The sequence below is a fragment of the Dickeya parazeae Ech586 genome (genome assembly GCF_000025065.1).
GTDB classification, from domain to species: Bacteria; Pseudomonadota; Gammaproteobacteria; order Enterobacterales; family Enterobacteriaceae; genus Dickeya; species Dickeya zeae.
Genome location: NC_013592.1, coordinates 2,417,929 through 2,439,270 on the forward strand (window position 1 = coordinate 2,417,929; position 21,342 = coordinate 2,439,270).

Annotated in this window: 18 protein-coding genes; 7 read left to right on the forward strand and 11 right to left on the reverse strand. The window is 49.8% G+C overall.

Annotated features, from left to right (window positions below; genetic code table 11):
• Window positions 1-39 precede the first annotated feature (39 nt).
• Complete coding sequence (locus tag DD586_RS10545) at window positions 40-336, forward strand: YciI family protein (RefSeq protein ID WP_012884804.1); 297 nt, start codon at window positions 40-42, stop codon at window positions 334-336.
• A gap of 128 nt (window positions 337-464) precedes the next feature.
• Window positions 465-2,168 carry a methyl-accepting chemotaxis protein gene (locus DD586_RS10550; RefSeq protein ID WP_012884805.1) on the forward strand — a complete coding sequence of 568 codons (1,704 nt, stop codon included), beginning with the start codon at window positions 465-467 and terminating at the stop codon, window positions 2,166-2,168.
• A 74-nt stretch (window positions 2,169-2,242) separates the two neighbouring features.
• On the opposite strand, the gene DD586_RS21845 is transcribed toward DD586_RS10550, so the two are convergent.
• Window positions 2,243-2,419 (reverse strand): YciY family protein, encoded by a 177-nt coding sequence (locus DD586_RS21845; RefSeq protein WP_012884806.1) that lies wholly within the window; start codon window positions 2,417-2,419, stop codon window positions 2,243-2,245.
• Between the two features lie 207 nt (window positions 2,420-2,626).
• Here DD586_RS21845 and cls point away from each other — a divergent pair, with 207 nt between their 5' ends.
• Together cls and DD586_RS10560 are read left to right on the forward strand one after the other, a co-directional pair.
• Window positions 2,627-4,087 (forward strand): cardiolipin synthase, encoded by a 1,461-nt coding sequence (gene cls / locus DD586_RS10555; RefSeq protein WP_012884807.1) that lies wholly within the window; start codon window positions 2,627-2,629, stop codon window positions 4,085-4,087.
• 54 nt (window positions 4,088-4,141) lie between these two features.
• Window positions 4,142-4,465, forward strand: coding sequence for an HI1450 family dsDNA-mimic protein (locus tag DD586_RS10560; RefSeq protein WP_012884808.1), 324 nt, complete (start codon window positions 4,142-4,144; stop codon window positions 4,463-4,465).
• Between the two features lie 111 nt (window positions 4,466-4,576).
• On the opposite strand, the gene oppF is transcribed toward DD586_RS10560, so the two are convergent.
• The 6 genes from oppF to DD586_RS10590 form a co-directional block, all read right to left on the reverse strand.
• Window positions 4,577-5,581: a murein tripeptide/oligopeptide ABC transporter ATP binding protein OppF gene (gene oppF / locus DD586_RS10565; protein ID WP_012884809.1), complete on the reverse strand. Its 1,005-nt coding sequence runs from the start codon at window positions 5,579-5,581 to the stop codon at window positions 4,577-4,579.
• A complete protein-coding gene (gene oppD, locus DD586_RS10570; protein WP_012884810.1) occupies window positions 5,578-6,567 on the reverse strand; it encodes an ABC transporter ATP-binding protein in 990 nt (329 codons plus the stop codon). Before oppD ends, oppF begins: the two co-directional genes overlap by 4 nt.
• A 16-nt stretch (window positions 6,568-6,583) precedes the next feature.
• The gene (gene oppC / locus DD586_RS10575; protein ID WP_012884811.1) at window positions 6,584-7,492 is read right to left on the reverse strand and encodes an oligopeptide ABC transporter permease OppC; all 909 of its coding nucleotides are present in this window, start codon (window positions 7,490-7,492) and stop codon (window positions 6,584-6,586) included.
• Window positions 7,493-7,504: 12 nt separating this feature from the next.
• Window positions 7,505-8,425: an oligopeptide ABC transporter permease OppB gene (oppB, locus tag DD586_RS10580; RefSeq protein WP_012884812.1), complete on the reverse strand. Its 921-nt coding sequence runs from the start codon at window positions 8,423-8,425 to the stop codon at window positions 7,505-7,507.
• A gap of 100 nt (window positions 8,426-8,525) precedes the next feature.
• Entirely contained in the window at window positions 8,526-10,169 is a 1,644-nt protein-coding gene (oppA, locus tag DD586_RS10585) for an oligopeptide ABC transporter substrate-binding protein OppA (protein WP_012884813.1), read from the reverse strand.
• A 1,076-nt stretch (window positions 10,170-11,245) separates the two neighbouring features.
• Complete coding sequence (locus DD586_RS10590) at window positions 11,246-11,890, reverse strand: YchE family NAAT transporter (RefSeq protein WP_012884814.1); 645 nt, start codon at window positions 11,888-11,890, stop codon at window positions 11,246-11,248.
• Window positions 11,891-12,447: 557 nt separating this feature from the next.
• Here DD586_RS10590 and adhE point away from each other — a divergent pair.
• Window positions 12,448-15,150: a bifunctional acetaldehyde-CoA/alcohol dehydrogenase gene (gene adhE, locus DD586_RS10600; protein ID WP_012884815.1), complete on the forward strand. Its 2,703-nt coding sequence runs from the start codon at window positions 12,448-12,450 to the stop codon at window positions 15,148-15,150.
• Window positions 15,151-15,687: 537 nt separating this feature from the next.
• Here the strand turns inward: adhE and DD586_RS10605 are convergent.
• The gene (locus DD586_RS10605; protein WP_012884816.1) at window positions 15,688-16,287 is read right to left on the reverse strand and encodes a thymidine kinase; all 600 of its coding nucleotides are present in this window, start codon (window positions 16,285-16,287) and stop codon (window positions 15,688-15,690) included.
• Between the two features lie 381 nt (window positions 16,288-16,668).
• On the opposite strand from DD586_RS10605, the gene hns reads away from it, so the two are divergent.
• The gene (gene hns / locus DD586_RS10610; RefSeq protein ID WP_012769908.1) at window positions 16,669-17,076 is read left to right on the forward strand and encodes a histone-like nucleoid-structuring protein H-NS; all 408 of its coding nucleotides are present in this window, start codon (window positions 16,669-16,671) and stop codon (window positions 17,074-17,076) included.
• A gap of 441 nt (window positions 17,077-17,517) precedes the next feature.
• Here the strand turns inward: hns and galU are convergent, their stop codons facing one another.
• The 3 genes from galU to rssA all read right to left on the reverse strand — a co-directional run bounded on the left by galU (window position 17,518) and on the right by rssA (window position 20,609).
• Entirely contained in the window at window positions 17,518-18,429 is a 912-nt protein-coding gene (gene galU, locus DD586_RS10615; protein ID WP_012884817.1) for a UTP--glucose-1-phosphate uridylyltransferase GalU, read from the reverse strand.
• Between the two features lie 202 nt (window positions 18,430-18,631).
• The gene (rssB, locus tag DD586_RS10620) at window positions 18,632-19,648 is read right to left on the reverse strand and encodes a two-component system response regulator RssB (RefSeq protein ID WP_012884818.1); all 1,017 of its coding nucleotides are present in this window, start codon (window positions 19,646-19,648) and stop codon (window positions 18,632-18,634) included.
• A gap of 52 nt (window positions 19,649-19,700) precedes the next feature.
• Window positions 19,701-20,609, reverse strand: a complete 909-nt coding sequence (rssA, locus tag DD586_RS10625; RefSeq protein WP_012884819.1) for a patatin-like phospholipase RssA — start codon at window positions 20,607-20,609, stop codon at window positions 19,701-19,703.
• Window positions 20,610-20,847: 238 nt separating this feature from the next.
• Here rssA and DD586_RS21400 point away from each other — a divergent pair, with 238 nt between their 5' ends.
• Entirely contained in the window at window positions 20,848-21,315 is a 468-nt protein-coding gene (locus DD586_RS21400; RefSeq protein WP_012884820.1) for a YchJ family protein, read from the forward strand.
• Window positions 21,316-21,342: the final 27 nt, after the last annotated feature.

Genomic DNA, 21,342 nt, shown 5'->3' on the forward strand with positions numbered 1-21,342 from the left:
CAGTTCATCTCATAACGATATGACACACCGAGGTTTACCATGCTGTATGTGATTTATGCTACCGATATCCCCGGCTCACTGGAAAAGCGTCTTGCCGCCCGTCCGGCACATCTTGAACGATTGCAGACACTACGCGATCAGGGGCGTTTGTTAACGGCAGGCCCGCTACCAGCCATTGACAGTGAAGATCCCGGTACCGCCGGATTTACCGGTTCCACCGTCATTGCCGAATTTCCATCGCTGGAAGAGGCTCGTCAGTGGGCTAACGACGATCCCTATGTCGCTGCGGGTGTTTACGAGTCTGTCAGCGTTAAACCCTTTAGAAAAGTTTTTTAATCTAAACTTGACGGAGGTTATGGAATTTTCAATAAATACGACCTCCATTTTCACCCTAAATATCTGAAATATTTTATTCATTTAATGATGTTATGTTGGCGGCAGTTTTCTTTAGCGAGTAAATTGTCATGTCAACATCCACCCCGTCACGCTCCGGTTTTCTGGGCAGAATACGCCAGTACCGCCTGAGTTTCCTTTCCGGTTTACTGTTGATCATCGGACTCTTTTCCTTATTACAGTTGTTGTCTGTAGGCATGATCTCGAAAACCATGACCGAGGTGCGTCAGGATAGCGCCGCCAACGAAGCACTACGCCAGCAGCAGGCACTGATGGACCAGGCACGAATGGAGGTGATGAACGCCAGCGATAAGCTCAATCGCGCAGGCATCTACCTGATGTTTGATAAGGAAACCGGCTCTGTCGGCAGTTGGAATAGCCTAATGTCGGAAGCAGAAACCTCATTAGCTAACGCACAAGAGTCTTACCAAAAACTGGAACGTTTCTCTGGCTCCGCACGTAATGATGCCGCTTTCACCGACCTCAAAAATAGCTATCAGCAGCTTTATAACGGGTTAGTTGAACTTGCCCAAGGCATTAAAAAAACGAACGAAATCGACATTTTCTTTGCCGTGCCTATTCAGGCTTACCAGACGCAGTTCACCCAGAAGTATTCCCGCTTCCTGCAGGAAAACGATACCCGCCAGAAACAGCATGCTCAGCAATTGTTGAATAACCTCGATGCTGCACACACCCTGTTTATCGTGATTCTGGGATTACTGCTGGTCATTTCGGTGCTGGTCTGGATTGGTGTCAACAAGGTGATCGTTCATCCACTTAAACGCATCACCGATCACCTGAAACTGATCGCATCCGGTGATTTGTCACACGACATTGCCATAGAAAAACGTGCAACCCGTGAAATTGCCGTATTGAACAATAGTGTGGTTCAGATGCAAAGCGGTCTGGTCGAGCTGATAAGCCAGGTTCGTCAGGGCATGGAAACCATGATGCAGCAGGTAAGCCACGTCACCAGCGACAACCGCCAGTTATCTGAACAGGCCAACCTGCAATCCGCAGAACTGAAAGTCACCACCGAGCACATCATCCAGATTAGCCAACATCTGGAACAGAATGCTCAGTACACGGAAAAGGCCAGCCATCATGCAGAAGAAACCAGCCATATCGCCGAACAGGGCGAAAGCATGATGAGCGACGTCAGAAACGCGATGCAGAATATTTCCAGCCGCAGTAAAGAAATGACGGAAGTGATCTCACTGATAGAAAACGTCGCCTTCCAGACGCATATCCTGTCACTGAATGCAGCGATTGAAGCGGCACGGGCCGGAGAAATGGGCAAAGGGTTTTCAGTCGTGGCACGGGAAGTCGGTACGCTTGCCTCGCAAAGCAGCCAGTCGGCGCAGAACATTAATGCCTTGATTCATGAATCAGACAGCAGTGTTGCCACGGGCGCTAAGCTGGTTGTTCGCCTCAATGACAGCTTGCAGGAAATCATTCAGGCCGCCAAAGGCACCAGCACATTCCTCAATGAAATCACTGATATTTCGCAACAACAGAATCAGAGCATTCATGAGGTCACCAACCGGATCAGCTCACTCAATGACACCGTGAAACAAAATGCCGTGCAGGTGGAAGCCTCGGCCCGAACCTGTCTTCAACTTCTTGAACAGGCAGAACAGCTCAACCTGTCGGTATCCCTGTTCCATTTGCCCGTGATAGAAGACACGCCGGTCGAGTCCAATGCCCAGCGCACGACACCGATTCAGGTCGCCAAAAGCTACGTCGCCCTGCCGCAGCATTCACCGGCACTGTAGGTATAGATACTCTGATCGGATAAAAAAGCCCAACAACCTGACGGTTGTTGGGCCTGACACTCACTACCCGGCGACTACCACTCGTAAGCTACGGCATACAATAACGCACGGCGCTGTTGCTTCTGGCACAGATAACGTACGTGATGGATATGTCGGTAACTACGCGACTGGGCCTCAAGCCAGCGACTCCGACGGCGCTGCACCTGACGTTGCATACGCCAGCGGCTGACTTCATTCCGGCTGCGTTTCATGGCACGACTCTTATGATAAGCATGATGGGCCCGCCTATTATATCCCCCTGTTTTCGCGCGCCAAGAGAGAAAGCAGGATTTTCCCGAATCCGCATGCTTGCCAGCCATACGCTATAGTATTCAGAGTAAAGGACTTTCCCCTCAGGGGAACTATGCATACACTTGAGCTGGTGAATATTTCGCAGCAGGGAACCGTGCATTGTTACTATGACAGCATTTTATACTGTACTTAGCGGATTACTGGTTTTCAGTTACTGGCTGCTTATTGCCAGTATTACGCTGCGCATTCTGATGAAAAGACGGGCCGTCCCTTCTGCGATGGCCTGGCTGTTGGTGATTTATATTCTGCCACTGGTCGGTATCGTCGCTTATCTGTTGTTCGGTGAGCTACATTTGGGGAAGCGCCGTGCGGAACGTGCCCGACAAATGTGGCCGGTGACAGCCCAATGGCTACGTGACTTGAAGGAATACCGCCGCATTTTCGCCACCGAGAATAGCGAGGTCGCCCGCTCATTATTTCAACTGTGTGAACGCCGACAGGGAATTGGTGGTATCAAGGGTAATCAGTTGCAATTGCTGACCTCCTTTGACGACACCATCAAAACGTTAATCCGCGACATCGAACTGGCACAAAGTAATATTGAGATGGTGTTCTATATCTGGCAGGCGGGCGGTTTGGTGGATCACGTGATGAACGCCCTGCTCTTAGCATCACGCCGTGGGGTCAAATGTCGAATCCTGCTCGATTCGGCAGGCAGCGTACAGTTCTTTCACAGTACCTACCCAGAGATGATGCGTACTGCTGGCATCACCGTGGTGGACGCGTTACAGGTGAATCTGTTACGCGCCTTCCTGCGCCGTATGGATTTACGTCAGCACCGCAAGGTCATCCTGATAGACAACCGTATCGCCTACACCGGCAGCATGAATATGGTGGACCCGCGTTATTTCAAGCAGGATTCCGGCGTTGGTCAGTGGGTGGACCTGATGGTGCGTATCGAAGGCCCGGTAACCACCACCATGGGCGTGATTTATAGTCTCGATTGGGAAATGGAAACCGGTCAGCGCCTGCCACCGCCGCCGCCGGATGTCAATATCATGCCATTCGAGCAAGAGCGCGGCCATACAGTGCAGGTTATCGCTTCTGGCCCCGGCTACCCTGAGGAGATGATTCATCAGGCATTGCTGACAGCGGTTTACTCTGCCCGGCAACAGCTCATCATGACCACCCCTTATTTTGTACCGAGTGATGACCTGCAACACGCCATCTGTACCGCAGCCCAGCGTGGCGTAGAGGTCAGTATTATCGTACCGTACAAAAATGATTCCATGATGGTAGGCTGGGCCTGTAAAGCCTTTTTCACCGAGTTACTGGCGGCGGGGGTCAGGATCTACCAGTTCGAAGGCGGTTTGTTGCATACCAAAAGCGTGCTGGTCGATGGGCAACTTAGCCTGGTGGGTACGGTTAATCTGGACATGCGTAGCCTCTGGCTGAACTTTGAAATCACGCTGGTGATTGACGATGACGGTTTTGGTAGCGATCTGGCCTGTGTGCAGGAGGACTACATGTCCCGTTCACGACTGTTGAATACCAAGGAGTGGTTAACGCGCCCTTATTGGCAACGGATTGTCGAGCGACTGTTTTACTTTTTCAGCCCACTGCTGTAATCACACCGCCCTTCATGCTCTAATACCCCCATTACGTTTTAACAGGAATGTTGTATGGATTTAAATAACCGCCTGACAGAAGATGAAGCGCTGGAACAGGCTTACGATATCTTTCTGGAACTGGCACCGGATAATCTGGATCCAGCAGATATTTTGCTGTTCAACCTGCAGTTTGAAGAGCGCGGCGGTGCGGAACTGTTTGACCCGGCGGAAGACTGGCAAGAGCATGTGGATTTCGACCTGAATCCGGATTTTTTCGCCGAAGTGGTGATTGGGTTGGCCGAGCAGGACGGTGAGGAAATTACGGACATTTTTGCCCGTATTCTCATCTGCCGGGAAAAAGACCACAAGCTGTGCCACATTCTGTGGAAAGAGTAACACTCTCGGACATAACCTGACTGGCGGGTCAACCGCCTGTCTTAAACGCAAAACGCCCCGTGTCAGGGGCGTTTCTTTTACGTGATACTGGATACCAGACGTATCAGCGTATCACGGTAATGGATCTACCTTCAGGCAAGATACGGCGTGTCTGAAGCTACCTTCCAGTACCGGCCGGGTTTTGGTGCACTCTGGCCCCACAACCGGGCAGCGGGTACAGAATACGCAACCTGATGGCGGGTTAATCGGCGAAGGAAGATCACCTTCCAGCAGTTGAATCTGCTTGTTGCGTTCCTTGTCTGGATCCGGAATCGGCACCGCCGACATCAGCGCGCGGGTATAAGGATGCTGTGGGTTATGGTACAGCTCATCATAGGTCCCCAGTTCTACCGCATGTCCCAGATACATCACCAGCACACGGTCAGAAATGTGTTTTACCACCGACAAATCATGGGCGATAAAGATCAATGACAGCCCCATCTCACGCTGCAACTGTTGCAGCAGGTTTACCACCTGAGCCTGAATCGACACGTCCAATGCAGAAACCGGTTCGTCACAGATAATCAGCTTCGGCTCCAGAATCAGTGCACGGGCGATACCGATACGCTGACACTGACCGCCAGAAAATTCATGCGGGTAACGGTTAATCAGGTTTGGCAACAAGCCGACCTTCATCATCATGGTTTTGACGCGGTCTTTCACTTCCTGACGCGACATATCCGGATGGTAGGTACGCAACGGCTCAGCAATAATTTCACCAATGGTCATACGCGGGTTAAGCGATGCCAGCGGATCCTGAAAAATCATCTGAATATCGCTACGTACATCACGCCATTCAGCATCACGCATCCCCAGCAGATCTTTCCCCAACCAGCTAATGCGCCCGCTGGTGGCTTTTACCAGGCCGATAATGGCGCGAGCCAGTGTGGATTTACCGCACCCCGACTCCCCGACCACGCCCAGGGTTTCCCCTTCATACAGACGTAAGGTAACGCCATCTACCGCCTTCAGCTTTTTAGCCGGTTGCCAAAACCATTGTTTGTCATCACGGATATCGAAGTGGACCTTGAGTTCATCCACTTCAAGTAAGACTTTTTTGTTTTCCAGCTCATTCATACTAATTCCCCCACACTCCGGAAACAGGCACGCAGACGACCTTCACCAAACGGCTTCAACTCAGGTGCATGCTGGCATTGTTCCTGTGCATACGGGCAACGCGGCTGGAAAGGACACCCTTTCGGCAGGCGCAACAGGTTAGGTGGATTCCCAGGAATAGTGGCCAGCTCAGCATTCTCTTCATCAAGACGAGGAATCGCTTTTAGCAGGCCCAAAGAGTATGGATGGGTCGGTTCATAGAAAATCTCGCGCGCACTGCCGTACTCCATGGTACGTCCGGCGTACATGACCAGGACTTTGTCGCAAATACCGGCGACCACACCCAGATCATGGGTAATCATGATAATGGCGGTATTGAACTCACGCTTCAGGTCATTGAGCAGCGTCATGATCTGCGCCTGCACCGTCACATCAAGCGCGGTAGTCGGTTCGTCAGCAATCAATAATTTAGGACGGCACAACAACGCCATGGCAATCATCACACGCTGGCGCATCCCACCCGAAAACTCGTGCGGATACATGCGCATCCGTTTTCTGGCTTCCGGCATTTTTACCGCGTCCAACATGCGTACCGATTCTTCAAACGCATCGCTCTTACCCAATTTTTTGTGCTGCATCAGCACTTCCATCAACTGATCGCCAACACGCATGTACGGGTTCAGTGAGGTCATCGGGTCCTGAAAAATCATGGCGATCTCTTCTGCTCGCAGGCGGTTAAGTTCACGCTCCGGCAGATTGAGAATCTCGCGTCCGTTGAAACGCGCCGAACCACCAATGTGACCATTGGCAGCCAGCAGCCCCATCAGCGCAAACGCCGTCTGGGATTTACCAGAACCGGACTCGCCCACAATCCCCAGCGTTTCACCGGCACTGAGCGAAAAATTAAGATCGTTTACCGCCGTGACATCACCATCAGGCGTACTGAAAGTCACGCGCAAGTCTTTAACATCAAGCAATGCGTCGCGGGTTTCTGACGTATTCATCATGATATGAAGCGTCTCCTTAGCGGTCTTTCGGGTCGAGGGCGTCACGCAAGCCATCGCCGATAAAGTTGAAACAGAACAGGGTTACCACCAGGAAACCGGCGGGATAAAGCAACAACCATGGCGCCACTTCCATTGAGTTAGCACCATCGTTTAATAATGCCCCCCAACTACTCAGCGGCTCCTGGGTACCCAGGCCAAGGAAACTCAAGAAGGATTCAAACAGGATCATGCTCGGCACCAACAGCGATGCGTACACCACCACCACACCCAGCACGTTTGGTACCACATGACGCAACACGATGCTACGGGAGGAAACACCACACACCAGTGCTGCTTCAATAAACTCTTTGCGCTTCAGGCTCAGCGTCTGGCCGCGGACGATACGCGCCATATCCAACCAAGAGACCATGCCGATAGCCACAAAGATCAACAGAATATTCTGTCCGAACAGAGTGACCAGCAAAATCACGAAAAACATGAACGGAAAGGAGTTGAGGATCTCCAAAAGACGCATCATCACTGAATCTACTTTGCCACCCAGATACCCCGACGCCGCACCATACAGTGTACCGACAATGACCGCCACCAGTGCTGCAGCAACACCGACCATCAGCGAAATACGCCCGCCGATAGCCACACGCACCAACAGGTCGCGACCGGAAGAATCGGTACCAAAGTAGTGTTTAGACGCCATATCCGGTGCACTGGACATCATATTCCAGTCGGTGTCCGCATAATTGAACGGTGCCACCATCGGGCCGATAACAACAAACAGCGTAATCAGCGTCAGGACAAACAGACTGGCCAGCGCGGCACGGTTGTGCATGAAGCGACGGCGCGCATCCTGCCACAGGCTACGCCCTTCCACTTCCAGTTTCTCGCTGAAGTTATCCAGCGCTTCACGGTTACGTTTATTCCAAAACATCAGTGATTTACCTTAGTAACGGATCTTCGGATCGATGACCGCATACAGCACATCGATGACCGCATTAAACAGAATGGTCAGCGCGCCCACTAAAATAGTCAGGCTCAGCACCAGCGAATAGTCACGGTTAAGCGCACCGTTAACAAATAACTGACCAATACCAGGTAAACCAAAGATGGTTTCAATCACCATAGAGCCAGTGATAATCCCCACGAAGGCAGGCCCCATGTAGGACAACACCGGCAACAGCGCAGGCTTGAGTGCATGGCGCAAAATGATCCGACGCAACGGCAACCCTTTGGCGCGGGCAGTACGGATAAAGTTTGAATGCAGCACTTCAATCATGGAACCACGGGTAATACGCGCAATGCTGGCGATATACGATAACGACAGCGCGACCATCGGCAGAATGATGTATTTTGGCGCACCGCCATTCCAACCGCCCCCCGGCAACCAGTGCAGGGTTATCGCGAATATCAGCACCAACAGTGGTGCTACAACAAAACTCGGGATCACCACCCCGGTCATGGCGAACCCCATGACGGTGTAATCCCATTTACTGTTCTGATTCAACGCGGCAATCACACCGGAGGTCACCCCCAGCACTACCGCCAACAGAAATGCAGCAATCCCCAATTTGGCCGACACAGGGAAAGCCTGGGCAACCAAATCGTTGACTGAATAATCTTTGTATTTGAAAGAGGGACCAAAGTCACCTTTCAACAACTGCACCAGATAATTGCCATACTGTTTGATCATCGGATCATTCAGATGGTATTTGGCTTCGATGTTCGCCATCACTTCAGGGGGAAGATTACGCTCTCCCGTGAACGGACTTCCCGGGGCCAGCCTCATCATGAAAAACGAGATGGTGATCAGGATGAACAGCGTCGGGATTGCTTCCAGGCAACGACGGAAAATAAATTTTAACATTGACCTTACCTATAAAACCGGTCTGAAATTTTCGCTTCTATTTATCAAACTTTATCAAACCGAATAAGGGCCGTGTGCTAAGCACACAGCCCCGTCATCATTAATGCTTGATAATATAAAGGTTTTTAACGTTCAGGTTATCCAGCGGATCTTTGCCTGTAATGCCACCCACGTACGGTTTAACCAAACGGGTGTTGGCATAGTAATACACCGGAACCACGACAGCGTCTTTTTCCAGCAGCGTCTCAGCCTGCTTGTAAACATTCGCGCGCTCTTCTTCAGTGGTGGCAGCCAATGCTTTTGCCATCAACTTGTCGAAATCCGCGCTCTTATAATGTGCGGTGTTGCTGCTGCTGTTGGAAATCATGGTGTTCAGGAACGTGGTCGGTTCGTTGTAATCCGCACACCAGCCAGCACGAGCGACATCGAATGTGCCCTGATGACGGCTATCCAGGAACGTTTTCCACTCCTGATTTTCCAGTTTTGCGTCTACCCCGATGTTGTTTTTCCAGATAGAGGACGCGGCGATCGCCAGTTTTTTATGCAGATCGGAGGTGTTGTACAGCAGGTTAAAGGTCAACGGTTTTTCCGGCGTGAAGCCAGCTTCAGCCAACAGTTTCTTCGCTTCAGCGTTACGTTTTTCACGTGACCAGCTCACCCACTCAGGCGGAGTCAGTTTGCCATCCAGACCATCGATGTACGGCGGGGTGAAACCGAACGCTGGGGTATCGCCCTGCGCTTTCACCTTGTTAACCAGAATGTCTTGATCCAGACCCAGCACCAGTGCCTGGCGTACACGCGCATCGTTAAATGGCGCCTTCTGGTTGTTGATCTCGTAGTAATAGGTACACAGATACGGATCCGCCTTCACTTCGTTGGGGATCTCTTTCTTCAACTTCTGGAACAACTCGATAGGCAGGTTGTTATAGGTCATGTCGATTTCACCGCTGCGGTAACGGTTAACATCCGTCACTTCAGAAGAAATCGGCAGATAGGTCACTTTGTTGATGATGGTATGCGCGTTATCCCAGTAATTCGGATTACGCTCCAGCACGATTTTCTCGTTCACAACCCATTCTTTCAGCGTATAAGCGCCGTTGCCGACCCAGTTAGCTGGCTGAGTCCATTTTTCACCGTATTTCTCAACGGCTTTCTGATTCACCGGGAAGGTGGAGGGGTGAACCAACAGCTTATAGAAGTACGGAACCGGCTCGCTCAGCGTAACTTCCAGCGTATGATCGTCGATGGCTTTCACACCCAACGTATCAGGGGATTTTTTACCATCGACAATCTCATCAATGTTAACGATATGACCAAATTGCAGGTAGCTGGCATAAGGAGAGGCTGTTTTCGGATCGGTAACACGACGCCAGCTATAAACGAAATCCTGCGCCGTCACCGGCTCACCATTGGACCATTTAGCGTCTTTACGCAAGTGAAAGGTCCATACTTTGAAATCTTTGTTATCCCAGCTTTCTGCAACACCTGGTGCCGGGTGGCCATCTGGAGAGGTAACCAGCAGCCCTTCCAGCAGATCGCGCGCGACGTTAGATTCCGGAACGCCTTCCATTTTATGCGGATCGAGGGAAGCCACTTCAGCACCGTTATTACGCACCAGCTCTTGCTTTTCAGCCAGTTGCACACCAGCCGGCACCGTAACAGCCCAGGCAGAAACGCCAGCGGAGGCCGTGATCGCAGCGAAAATGCTAACTGCCAGTCTTTTTTTAATAGTGTTGTTTACCATTATTTACCTTGCTCCTGTTCTACTGTTATCACCCAATCAGGCATATAACGTTTTTTACGTATTACGCGGACAGTCAATACCGTCGCCAGAGGAACGACTCTGGCGACATGCCGCTTAATCACATCAAAATTGTTTTATCCACGCCGCACGACCCGATACTCATAGTGCCGCAACAACGTGTTGGAAAAATCAACAGAGATAAAAACAGCACATAATCAGCAAATCAAAAACCGCCGCAGTCCCTTCCCAGGATCGGCAGTCTGTAGCCATTTCCACTCTTCCCTGATGGTACGCCCTCCCACAATTCCACAAAAAGTCGTCAGGGATAACGTTCTAATAAAATTAACTTATCCGTAACGGCTTGGGAGAATAGCGTGATGCCGAATGTATCAGAAGAATCCGTCTTCGCCAATAGATTTTGCAGGCTGTTACTTAAATTTCTTTTCAATCCCGGAAAGTCACAAAAAAACCAGTATGTATAAATGGATACAAAAGCACCCGTGCATTGTGTCAACTTGGCAAAAGCGCACCCGACAGCAGATTGTCCAACAACGGGTAAGTATGGAAGAATTAACCATAGTTTAGAACAAAAAATGCACGATAAAACACTCCCAACATCATCAGTGCCTTTCCAACGCCACATCCTCTACATGTGAATAAATTAACAGTGAAATCCCATGTGCATTGCAACAAAACATCTGCTGTGTTTTACGTCATATGCATTAGCTTATCTAAGGCATTCACGTAGCATAAAAATAAGTTATGCCACCCCATGTGATAAATAATAGTAGGGAATACGCCTTTTTCTGCTGATGATTACCGGGAAATAACATAAGAAAAAAATATTAATAAAAATAAGGCGTGCCGGAGGAATGAAATGTACACAATGGAGGATTTTTGAGCCTTGTAAGGTCATAGGCACGAGAGCACATTAACTTATCTTCAGTCCCGCTCTTTAACGCCATCGACATAGAAATGCTGCGAGAGCCAGATTGAGCAAAGGCTATCTCACTCAGGCGGATTCACCAGCGGCCCAGACATCACGTATAGTGTCCGAAACCTGGGCACGCTTGTTATTAGGACAATCCAGGAAATAACGCGCGGATGCCTGTCACGATAAACTCAATGCCGAGCGACATCAGCAACAGCCCCATAATACGCGTCACGACGTTGATGCCGGTTTGCCCAAGCAAGCGTACTAACGCCGGTGCGGCGCGAAACAATAACCAGCAACAAAATGAAAAAACGGCAATCGCCAACGACAGCCCCAATAAATTCTGCCAGCCGTGATAGCGGGAACTCCAGACAATAGTGGAACTAATGGCCCCCGGCCCTGCCATTAATGGTAATGCCAGCGGCACCACCCCAATACTTTCCCGATTGGCTGTTTCTGTCTTCTCCTGTTTATTCTGTTTGTCCTCACCCAGTTTGCCGCTGATCATCGACATCGCAATGGTGGTAATCAGAATACCGCCGGCAATGCGGAATGAATCAATCGAGATGCCGAACAGCCGCAAGATAGCGTCACCAAAAAATAGCGCGACCCAAAGGATAATCACCACAGAGACATTGGCAGTCAGGTTGGTTCTCGCCCGCCCGTCTCCTGCCTGATAGTTGGTCATACTGATGAAGATAGGCAGAATGCCTACCGGGTTTATCAACGCAAACAGCCCAATAAAAAACTTGATGTAACCAGAGAAATCCAGGACAGGCTGAATCACTTTTCACCTCTGAAGATTATTGTCAACGCCAGGCGTCTTTGGCGATCGACGGCACACACCGTGACATCGTCTACAGTAATGTAAAGTACAGCGTGCCTCCACTCTTTCATCTGACGATTATTCTCTGTCACCACGCCAATTTTCGATACAAATTCATCCAGAAAAGCACATAGAATGGTCATTTATTTTTAACAAATCCCGAATATAGATGGTATCGATTATCAATAACACCATGCTGAATGGTGTCAGCATGGCGATTTAGCGAGTGAGATCACAAAAAACCGACTAGTAACGGGGTATTCTGATTTCAGAGTAAAGAACAAAGCCTAACGCAGCGAATATTGCCCTTGTATCGGTAGCAGCTTTAGGAACAGCATTGAGAAACCATGGTTTCTGGCCGTAAACAAGGCAATGACATGCATCAGAAGATTAATCGAGCGCTTTGAGTCAATGGATAATCGTAAGAGCCAAATTATCAGGTACCTCAACCATTATCTATACTGCTTATTTATCGATGGACCATTGACTGAAAGAGCTTAACATTACAGGAGAGCATTATGGCCGTAACAAACGTTGCTGAACTTAACGCTTTGGTCGAACGCGTCAAAAAAGCGCAGCATGAATTCGCAAACTTCTCGCAAGAGCAGGTTGATAAGATCTTCCGTGCGGCAGCACTGGCTGCAGCAGATGCGCGTATTCCGCTGGCAAAAATGGCGGTTGCAGAATCAGGCATGGGGATCATCGAAGATAAAGTCATCAAGAACCACTTTGCTTCCGAATACATCTATAACGCTTACAAAGACGAACAAACCTGTGGCGTACTGTCCGTCGACGACACTTTCGGCACCATTACGATTGCTGAACCGATCGGTATTATCTGCGGTATTGTCCCGACCACCAACCCCACCTCTACCGCTATCTTCAAAGCGCTGATCAGCCTGAAAACACGTAACGGCATTATCTTCTCCCCTCACCCACGCGCTAAAAACGCGACCAACAAAGCAGCAGATATCGTGCTGCAGGCAGCGATTGCCGCCGGTGCCCCGAAAGACATCATCGGCTGGATTGATGAACCCTCAGTAGAACTGTCTAACCAGTTGATGCACCACCCGGATATCAACCTGATCCTGGCAACCGGTGGGCCTGGTATGGTGAAAGCCGCTTATAGCTCGGGTAAACCGGCTATTGGCGTAGGTGCAGGCAACACCCCAGTCGTGATTGACGAAACCGCTGACATCAAGCGCGTCGTCGCATCGATTCTGATGTCAAAAACCTTTGATAATGGCGTGATTTGTGCGTCCGAACAGTCGGTCATCGTCGTTGATGAAATTTATGACGCTGTACGCGAACGTTTCTCTACGCACGGCGGTTACCTGCTTAAAGGTAAAGAGTTGCAGGCAGTGCAGGCAATTATTTTGAAAAACGGTGCACTCAATGCCGCTATCGTTGGCCAGCCAGCCGTCAAGATCGCCGAAATGGCCGGTATTACAGTCCCTGCCAGTACGAAGGTATTGATCGGTGAAGTCACCCACGCCGACGAATCTGAACCGTTTGCACACGAAAAACTCTCTCCGACACTGGCTATGTACCGGGCGAAAGATTTTGAAGACGCAGTAGAGAAAGCGGAAAAACTGGTTGCGATGGGCGGGATCGGTCATACCTCTTGTCTGTACACCGATCAGGATAATCAGGCGCAGCGTGTGAACTATTTTGGCGACAAAATGAAAACTGCCCGTATCTTAATCAATACCCCAGCGTCTCAGGGTGGGATCGGTGATCTGTACAACTTTAAGCTGGCACCCTCGTTGACGCTGGGTTGTGGCTCATGGGGCGGTAACTCTATCTCCGAAAACGTCGGACCGAAGCACCTGATCAACCGCAAAACCGTTGCTAAGCGAGCTGAAAACATGCTGTGGCACAAACTTCCTAAATCTATCTATTTCCGCCGTGGTTCACTGCCGATCGCGCTGGAAGAAGTGGCGACTGATGGTGCTAAACGCGCCTTTATCGTGACTGACCGTTTCTTGTTTAATAACGGCTATGTAGACCAGATTACCTCCGTACTGAAACAGCAAGGTCTGGATACCGATGTCTTCTTCGAAGTGGAAGCCGACCCGACGCTCAGCATCGTTCGCAAAGGTGCCGAACAGATGAACGCGTTTAAACCTGACGTCATCATCGCTCTGGGTGGTGGTTCACCGATGGATGCTGCCAAGATCATGTGGGTTATGTACGAACACCCGGATACCCATTTTGAAGAACTGGCGCTGCGCTTCATGGATATTCGCAAACGTATCTACAAGTTCCCGAAAATGGGTGTGAAAGCAAAACTGATTGCCATCACGACTACCTCGGGCACCGGTTCCGAAGTCACACCGTTTGCCGTAGTAACCGATGATACCACCGGCCAGAAATACCCGCTGGCAGACTACGCACTGACCCCGGATATGGCGATTGTCGATGCTAATCTGGTGATGAACATGCCGAAATCGCTGTGTGCCTTTGGTGGGCTGGATGCAGTAACCCACTCGCTGGAAGCCTACGTTTCAGTACTGGCAAATGAATACTCCGACGGACAGGCGTTGCAGGCTCTGAAACTCTTGAAAGAAAACCTGCCAGCCAGCTACCACGAAGGCGCCAAAAACCCGGTAGCGCGTGAGCGCGTCCACAACGCGGCGACCATTGCCGGTATCGCTTTTGCTAACGCCTTCCTGGGTGTCTGTCACTCAATGGCGCACAAATTGGGGTCTGAATTCCATATCCCACACGGTCTGGCGAATGCCTTACTGATTAGTAACGTGATTCGTTACAACGCTAACGATAACCCGACCAAGCAGACGGCATTCAGTCAGTACGACCGTCCGCAGGCGCGCCGTCGTTATGCAGAAGTTGCCGATCATTTGGGCTTGAGTGCCGCCGGTGACCGTACGGCTCAGAAAATTGAAAAACTGCTGGCCTGGCTGGAAAGCATAAAGAAAGAACTGGGTATCCCGGCGTCTATTCGTGAAGCCGGCGTGCAGGAAGCCGATTTCCTGGCCAAAGTAGATAAGCTTTCTGAAGATGCCTTTGACGATCAGTGCACCGGGGCTAACCCACGTTATCCGCTGATTGCCGAACTCAAACAAATCCTGCTGGATTCGTTTTATGGCCGCCCGTTTGTCGAGCATAGCGTGACTGACGCCAAAGCCACTGCGGTAGCTGTTAGCGCACCAGCCAAAGCGGAAAAAGCAGAAAAGAAAGAGAAGAAAGCCGTTAACTAATAGCCGTTAACCACTACAAGCATTAGTCGTCTACCAAGCCCTGTGCATACCCGTACAGGGCTTTTTTACGCTCTCGCAGAAGATGCCGCCCTACCAATCTCAATCCCTCTAAACAGTCGCTAGCTGAGGCGTCCATAGGCCTGTATGACGTTGCGTATCGGTATGTCTGCACCCAACGCAAGAGAACGAAAATCAGGCCCGTAAACACCGGTTGTAAGCCTGAAATCAGGGTGATGAGTCGAGGGGCGATAAGAACAAAAAGAAAGCGTGGTGGGCTTGCCAGCAGCGATTCCCCTTTTAGGACGAAACCACCGCATTTTAAGCAACACCACACGCACGCCTTTTGGAACAGTCGTCATGGGATGGGAAATCTTACTGCCGACATTTCGGTCATCTGACGATGGGTATCCATACACATAAAGTAACGAATACTTAATTTTTATTAGCAATATTTACCGAGGGCTATAACCGGATCGCCTTGCCACACTCCGGTTATTAATAAGGCAGGCTAAATACTTAACCTATTATCGATATGGATTATTCCACCTCTGCCCGCGTCAGTCCCAGTGCGATTTTATAATGTTTACGGCATACCGATACATAACTTTCATTTCCACCAATGACAACCTGAGCGCCCTCAATGACGGGCTTGCCATGCGAGTCTACTCGCAATACGTGATTCGCTTTACGCCCACAATGGCAGACGGTTTTAAGTTCGACCAGTTTGTCCGCCCAAGCCAATAAATAATGACTGCCACTAAACAATTCCCCACGGAAATCGGTTCGCAGGCCATAACAAAGAACCGGAATGTCTAATTGATCGACAACATCACACAGCGCATTCACTTGCTCACGCGTCAAAAACTGACTTTCATCAATTAACACACAGTGAATAGTTTGCTGACGATGAGCCTGTTCAAGCACCCGGAATAAATCTGTCTGCTCGTTAAACAATAACGCGGGTGAAGAAAGACCGATACGAGAACTGACGATGCCGCTTCGCCCGGAACGATCGTCTATTTCTGCCGTAAACACCAGGGTCCGCATTCCCCGCTCTTGATAGTTATATGAAGACTGCAACAGTGCGGTAGATTTCCCTGCATTCATCGCGGAATAATAAAAATAAAGCTGCGCCATAGCTCCTCGGTCAACGGCATTCACCGGTCGGTAATCGTTAAAATTTATTGTAACATAGGTATTGATACTGACGAGGGTTTAGTCATACCGCCTGCGTTGTCAGTACCACAATCATTCTGTGGTTTAGTAATATTGAATGCGCCATCGTGGTGCTCAAAGAAACTATCGCTACGCTTGTGCATGGCTATTTCCGCTACAGAGCACGCTAACAGAATGTATTAGCTGGTTTGTTAGAAATTTATATTGCCCGTCTGATACGTGATTTTCGATTTAAATTTGCTAAATTTTAACAACCTGACAATTTTGCCTATTGCAGAAAATAAAACAGCACTCTATTATCTCTGTACTGTCACCGATAATATTTATTTTGAGATTAATCCAATGAGCGAAGCACTTAAGATTCTAAACAACATCCGCACTCTGCGTGCCCAGGCAAGAGAATGCAGCCTCGAAACACTGGAAGAAATGCTGGAAAAGCTGGAAGTCGTGGTTAACGAACGTCGTGAAGAAGAAAACCAGGCTCAGGCTGAAATTGAAGAACGCACACGCAAATTACAGCAGTACCGTGAAATGCTTATTGCTGATGGCATTGATCCTAACGAATTACTGCAATCTCTGGGTGCAAACAAAGTTGCGGGTAAAGCTAAACGTGCTGCACGTCCGGCTAAATATCAATACACCGACGAAAACGGCGAACTGAAAACCTGGACTGGCCAGGGTCGTACACCTGCAGTTATCAAGAAAGCCATCGAAGAACAGGGTAAATCCCTGGATGACTTCCTGCTGTAATTCTCAGTTAAAGAATAAAGTAAAAACACCCCTTTAAAGGGGTGTTTTTTTATGCCTGATTCGCTAAACCAAACACTCGCCCAACTGATGCTTTCGCCATACTTCGAACGACCAGCTGCAGGCTTTTTACTCGCCTCACCTTGACTCGTTCAATAATAAGCCTGTCTTTGTAGCGGTGTACTAACAGATGCCTTCATTCAGATTTGCACGCCCTCAGCCGTTTAACCGTGTAAGCGACTGAGGATATGCAATGTTGGCTACGTTCGTTACCCCGAATCACTTATCTGAGTAAGCTCATCAGGATTAAATGAGAGACAGTCTGTCTCTCACCGGAGGCCAGCCGTTGGCTGGTCAAATCGCTCCCAACGAATTTGTCACTCTCTTACTTACCACAGTCCTGCAACCTACATTATTTGAGGTATACAGAAGGGAAGAAGCGGATTAATTAGCGTCTTCTTCTATCGCGTCTTTCAGCCACTGGGTAAAGTCCTCACCCAGCGCGTCGTGACGAATACCATATTCCACGAATGCGGTCATGTATCCCAGTTTATTGCCGCAGTCGTGACTTACCCCTTTCAGGTGATAAGCCTCAACGGTTTCTTTTTCCATCAGCATGGCAATAGCATCTGTCAGCTGAATTTCATTCCCCGCGCCGGGTTCCGTTTTCTTCAGCAGATCCCAGATCTGTGCAGACAACACATAACGACCCACCACAGCCAAATTAGACGGCGCTTCTGACGCTTTGGGTTTTTCCACAACCCCAACCATAGGTGCACTGTCACCCGGTTTTAATTCTACGCCTTTACAATCCACCACACCGTAACTACTCACGTTTTCCACCGGCTCCACCATAATCTGGCTATGGCCCGTGCTATAAAAACGTTGCAGCATTTCACTGAGGTTATCTTTTTTCAGATCAGATTCGTATTCATCGATGATGACGTCCGGCAAAATAACCGCTACCGGTTCATCACCCACTAAAGGATGTGCACAAAGCACTGCGTGCCCTAATCCTTTCGCCAGCCCCTGACGAACCTGCATAATAGTGACATGCTCTGGACAAATAGCTTTAACTTCTTTCAACAACTGACGCTGAACACGTTTTTCCAGCATAGCTTCCAGTTCAAAGCTGGTATCAAAATGGTTTTCTATTGAATTTTTGGAAGAATGTGTAACCAAAATTATTTCATTGATACCGGCAGCAATACATTCATTAACTACATACTGGATTAACGGCTTATCGACCAGCGGCAACATTTCTTTGGGAATGGCCTTAGTCGCAGGCAACATACGTGTTCCCAACCCGGCCACTGGAATGACCGCTTTTTTTACTTTTTTATTAACAGTTGACATAAACAGCCTCGTATATATCGTTCAAATAATGAGCTTTATTTGTCCGGCGCATAAAACCGCGAAAGTATATCAGGTTCAATGCGTGATGCTCGTCCAATCTGGATGTGTGATGAGAAAAATCATAGGCCACATAGTAGGGGATAAAGAATAATTACGATAGACACACAGAGTCTGAAGTGCGGGGAGACTCGCCGCTATCGGATTAGTCTGTAGACAACATCAGACGCAGACGACCGCCACTCCCCCACATCTGACACTGCCATGCTGCACACGGGTAACTCATTTGATTGAGATAAGCTGCATCTAATGTGCCTAACGGTACGCCGTTATTCAGCCCGATATTATGATCTTCAACACTTAATGTGGCATGCAGACCAGCGGAAATCAGAATCAGTCGTTTCAATTCACGATGGTAATAACCCACCAGTAAAGGAAACTGCCCTTGCAGATTCGCCTGACGCAATAATTGGTTGACCTGATTAAGCAATACCGATAATTCAGGTAAGCGGCGCTGCTGGTGCGCCAGATGCTCCTGCAAAAGACTGTTGAATAACGCACGCAACAGTAATGCCGCCAGCACACCGTGATTATTCGCAGCCTGCGTCACATCAAGACAGTAGAACGCCAGCTCGTCCTCAGATAACGCCGCGATATCAAGCACCAGTCCTGGTCGGTCTGCCGCCATTAATTGCCGATAGTTAATACGACAATGCGCCAGCGTCTGCTGGACCGGTGGTTGCAACTGCTCCAGAAGTTTCAACGCTGCCCCTGGCGACTGGTTCAAGGTATCCAAATCGCGCATCAGTTGTTCCACTTCATTCGCCTGCGAAGTAAACATCGTCGGGTACAGGCAGGCCATCACCGACTCACGCAAACGCGTGTAATCATGCAAGGGTTTGAGCAGAACATCCTGCACGCCAAGGCGTAATATTCTGGCGACATCCGCCAGATGGCTGGTGGCAGACACCACCAGTACTGGCGTTGTGGTATCGTACAAACGCAAGCGCTCGACGAATTCAAAACCGCCCATCATAGGCATATTGAGATCGCAAATAATTAGATCGGGTGGCTGAACAGCCATTTTTTCCAGCGCTTCTTTGCCGTTACCCGCCTCGTGCACATCAGCGCCCAGGGATATCAGATAACCGGCCAGCACAGAACGGAAAACAGCCTCATCCTCAACCACTAAAATGTGTTTTCCCGTCAATGGTTGTGCCATCAGCGACCCCTTGAAACGCTTATTATCATTCGTTGCCGAATCGAAAACCTTCCTAGATGACCCGGTTGACCAGCGGCAACAATAACTCCCGCTGTTTTTCTACCGCCGCTCTGCCGGACTCAATAGCTTCCCCCGCCCGATGAAAATCCAGCGTGGCAATTTGCGGACAATAAGGTTGGATCAATACATCAGGAGGATCACCCGCCATACGGTTCATCTTCAGGCGATTCTCCAACACCTGTATAGAGGTACTCATTATCTCCATCGCGGTGGGCGTCACCTCCGTATGCCGACGAAAGCGGTGAGCTAAACGATAGCGAATACGCTCACGCCATCCGCGCGGTGGCGTCATTTCTTGCTCTTGCGCTGAAGCCATTTTGGCAGACAGCAGGTTATGCTGCTGCAAGCTGGCGTCATGCTGCAAATCCACCGCGATCACCACATCCGCCCCCATCGCCCGCGTCAATGAAACCGGGACCGGGTTAACCACGGCACCATCCACCAGCCAGTAACCATTCAATTGCACCGGCGCCAATAACCCAGGCATGCTGCAGGACGCACGAATGGCTAAATGTAAGTCACCTTGTGTGAGCCATAGTTCCCTTCCTGTACTCAGGTTAGTCGCTACAGCACCATATTTGATAGCACACTCTTCAATATGTTGCGTAAGTAGCAAATGCTTTACGTGGTTGAAAACACGGTCGCCCCGCAATAATCCCCCACGACGCCAGGAAAAATCCATCAATCGGATAACATCCCAGTAGCGGAAACTGTTTACCCAACGCGCCATGCTATCCAGGCGGTGTGTGGCATAGGCAGCACCAACCAGCGCGCCCACCGAACATCCAGCAACGACATCAGGGAAAATCCCCAACTCCTCCAGTGCATTCAGTACGCCAATATGCGCCCATCCCTTCGCGGCACCAGAACCCAATGCCAGACCTATTTTTACCTTCCGCATGGTGTTCCTCCTATGTCTTATTCTAGGCGGTGTCACACAATCGTGTGTGACAGTTATCGTGCGTGACAGTTACTGATGGCTATTTCACTGCAGAGCACGGCGGGATGCGATATCGTCGTGACGTCCTTAACGACGTCAGATGATTGCGGCCGACAAACCGTATTGGGTAACATACCCCACGCCTTATCGATGGTGTCTTAATTAATTAACGTTATTGCAGAATTTTGCAGGAGATAGTGTGTCCGAATATTGCCCATGCGGTAGTGCCCAGCCGTATGAACGCTGCTGTCAGCCCTACTTGCACCATGACAGTCAGGCACCTCGCCCTGAGTTGCTGATGCGTTCACGGTATACTGCTTACGTCAAACAGGACGTTGACTATCTGGTCGCCACCTGGCATCCGGACTGTCACGCGGAAAACTGGCGCACCGATATTGCCGCCAGTTGCGCGGATACCCATTGGCTTGGTCTACGGATACTGGATGTTACGCCGGGAAAAACAGCAGACGAAGGGTATGTGGAGTTCGCTGCCAGCTATAGCACAGCCGACCATCCAGACTCCCGGGTATTGATGAGAGAGCGTTCTCGCTTCCTTCGCTGTCACGATCGCTGGTACTATGTCGACGGCGTTCACTTGCAAACCGGCAGGAACGATAGCTGTCCGTGCGGCTCCGGCAAAAAATACAAAAAGTGCTGCGGACAATGACACCTTGATTACGGCGGTGATTCCGGC